This is a genomic window from Microvirga sp. P4_G7 (assembly GCF_056401005.1).
Genome location: NZ_JBFUKD010000563.1, coordinates 1 through 2,468 on the forward strand (window position 1 = coordinate 1; position 2,468 = coordinate 2,468).

Sequence of the window (2,468 nt, forward strand, 5' to 3'; positions counted from 1 at the left end):
GTTCGCGGTCATCCTCCAGGTCACACCGGTCGTGGCGATTTCGCCGCTCTGTTCGCGGTCATCCTCCAGGTCACACCGGTCGTGGCGATTTCGCCGCTCTTTTTGATCTACATGCCGCAGGAGGTCGCCGTTCTCGCCTGCGCCTGGATCGTCGCGTTCTTTCCGATCCTGTCGAACACCATGCTCGGGCTGCAATCGGTCGACCGCAATCTGATCGAATTGTTCAAACTCTATGATCCCGCACCCCCTTCCGGGCGGATCCCGTTGATGCGGCGCTTGTCGTCGCGTCTTCGCGCGCTCTGGTATCTGCGCTTCCCGGCCGCTCTCCCCGCCTTCCTGGCAGGGCTCAAGATCGCGGGCGGTCTCGCCCTCATCGGGGCGGTCGTCGCCGAAATGGCGGCTGGCTCGGCCGGGATCAGCTCAGGGCTCGCCTATCGCATCATCGAGAGCCAATACCGGCTGAACATTCCCCGCCTGTTTGCCGCCCTCGTCCTCCTCGCCCTCGCCGGCGTCGCCATTTACCTCGTCACATCGCTCCTGGCGCGCTGGCTTTTGCGCCATTGGCACGAGAGCGCATTGGAGACGGAAAACTGACCCGTCGCGCGATTGGCCTGTGGACGGACGTCCGATTGTCATCGAACCGTCATGACCCATCTTCATGGTTGGCTGACGGATTGCGTCCCCTTTTGACAGGTGCACGAATGAAACATCCTGGCGTGAAAAGCGTAGGCTGGGCTCTCGTTCAAGCCTCCCGCCTCCATCGGAGCCGGATGGGGGACAAGCTGGCGAAACTCGACCTCTTCGCCGGGCAGGAGCAGGTGCTCCAAGCCCTTGCCAGCGAAGGACGCATGACCATGGGAGAGCTCGCCGGCATCCTCCGGGTGCGTCCCCCGACCGCCTCCAAGACCGTCTCCCGCCTTGCCGCGATGAAGCTCGTCGAGCGCCACACCGAACCGGGCGATGCCCGGGTCGTGAGGGTCAAATTGACGAAGGAAGGCAAGAAGAAAGCCGCCGCGATCGACGAATTGTGGAACGAGGTCGAGGAGGAGATCCTCGAAGGCTTCGATTCGAAGGACCGCAAACGGTTGCGCAAGCTCCTGCGCAAGGGCGCCAAGAACCTCGCCAAACTGACCGGGGCCGATCTCGACGGCTTCGACAGTCCGGAGGACGAGCTCGACGATTTGGACAGCGATTCGGACGATGCCACGACGGTAATCGCCGCCTGAGGGCCGATAGGGGCCTATCGCCTCCCGCGTTGTTCTCCTCTATCGTGGCCTGATGCAGCGACCGGCCACGAACTCCCACGCGTCCGTCCACGACGACGCCATCGGCACGCTTTCGGGCATCGGACCGGTCACGCAGCGGCGCTTGACCGACGTCGGCGTCCACGCAGTCAGCGAACTTCGCCGCCTGGGCGCCGTCGAGGCCTATCGCCGTCTGAAATTCGCCTTTCCCCGCAACGTCTCGCTGAATGCCCTCTACGCACTCGAAGCCGCGCTGCGCGGCTGCCATTGGCTCGATCTGCCATCCGATGTGAAGGACGCGCTCCAACGCGCGGCATCCGACATCGATCTTGCCCATCGCCGCGGTGGCTCGATACGCTGCGCGCTCTGACGAATCTCCGATAACGACCCGACTTAGGAAACGAGCGATGTCCAAACCCGATGTGCTGATGACCGCGCCCATGCTGCCGATCGTCATGGAAAGGCTCGACGCCGCGTTTACCATCCATCGCTTGTGGGAGGCCAAGGACCGCGACGCATTCCTGCGCGACGTGGGTTCACGCATTCGCGGAATTGCCACGAGCACGGGACACGGGCGAACGGATGCGGCGTTGATCGGCCGGCTGCCGCAATTGGAAATCATCGCGAGCTTCGGCGTCGGCTACGACAACGTCGATGCAGCGGAAGCAGCCCGGCGAGGCATCATCGTCACCAACACGCCGGACGTTCTCAACGACGAGGTCGCCGATCTCACCATTGGCCTCCTGATCGCGACCGTTCGCCAAATCCCTCAGGCCGATCGCTATCTGCGCGCCGGCAAATGGTTGGAGCGGCCATTTCCTCTCTCACCGACTTTGCGCGGCAAGACCGTCGGCATCGTGGGACTCGGTCGCATCGGAAAAGCGATCGCCAAGCGCCTCGAAGGCTTCGATCTCGCGATCGCATATCACGGACGTACGCAGCAGAGCGACGTCGCCTATCCCTATCATGCGAGCGTCGCGGGGCTCGCGGAAGCAGTCGATATTCTCGTGGTCATCACACCCGGCGGCGCCGGCACGAAGCACCTCATCAATGCCGAAATCCTCAAAGCTCTCGGTCCGAAAGGCATTCTGATCAACGTCGCGCGCGGCAGCGTCGTCGACGAGAAGGCGCTCATCGAGGCGCTACGGTCGGGCACGATTCTCTCCGCCGGTCTCGACGTGTTCGAGGACGAACCACGCGTGCCACAGGACCTCATCGACATGG

General features: G+C 63.3%; 4 protein-coding genes. All 4 read left to right on the plus strand.

Annotated elements, in window-relative coordinates; translation table 11 throughout:
- A partial coding sequence (locus tag AC1DT3_RS17940; RefSeq protein ID WP_477466589.1) for an ABC transporter permease occupies positions 1-594 on the plus strand: 594 nt, incomplete at its 5' end.
- A 107-nt stretch (positions 595-701) separates the two neighbouring features.
- Positions 702-1,226 (plus strand): MarR family winged helix-turn-helix transcriptional regulator, encoded by a 525-nt coding sequence (locus AC1DT3_RS17945; RefSeq protein ID WP_477466590.1) that lies wholly within the window; start codon positions 702-704, stop codon positions 1,224-1,226.
- A gap of 52 nt (positions 1,227-1,278) precedes the next feature.
- Entirely contained in the window at positions 1,279-1,614 is a 336-nt protein-coding gene (locus AC1DT3_RS17950) for a TfoX/Sxy family protein (protein WP_477466591.1), read from the plus strand.
- Between the two features lie 37 nt (positions 1,615-1,651).
- Positions 1,652-2,468, plus strand: an 817-nt coding sequence (locus tag AC1DT3_RS17955; RefSeq protein WP_477466592.1) for a 2-hydroxyacid dehydrogenase, incomplete at its 3' end; no start/stop codon positions are given.

Excerpts from the sequence above, each read along its gene's own strand:
- AC1DT3_RS17950 (WP_477466591.1), top strand. The coding sequence starts at position 1,279 with ATGCAGCGACCGGCCACGAACTCCCACGCGTCCGTCCACGACGACGCC.
- AC1DT3_RS17945 (WP_477466590.1), top strand. The coding sequence starts at position 702 with ATGAAACATCCTGGCGTGAAAAGCGTAGGCTGGGCTCTCGTTCAAGCC.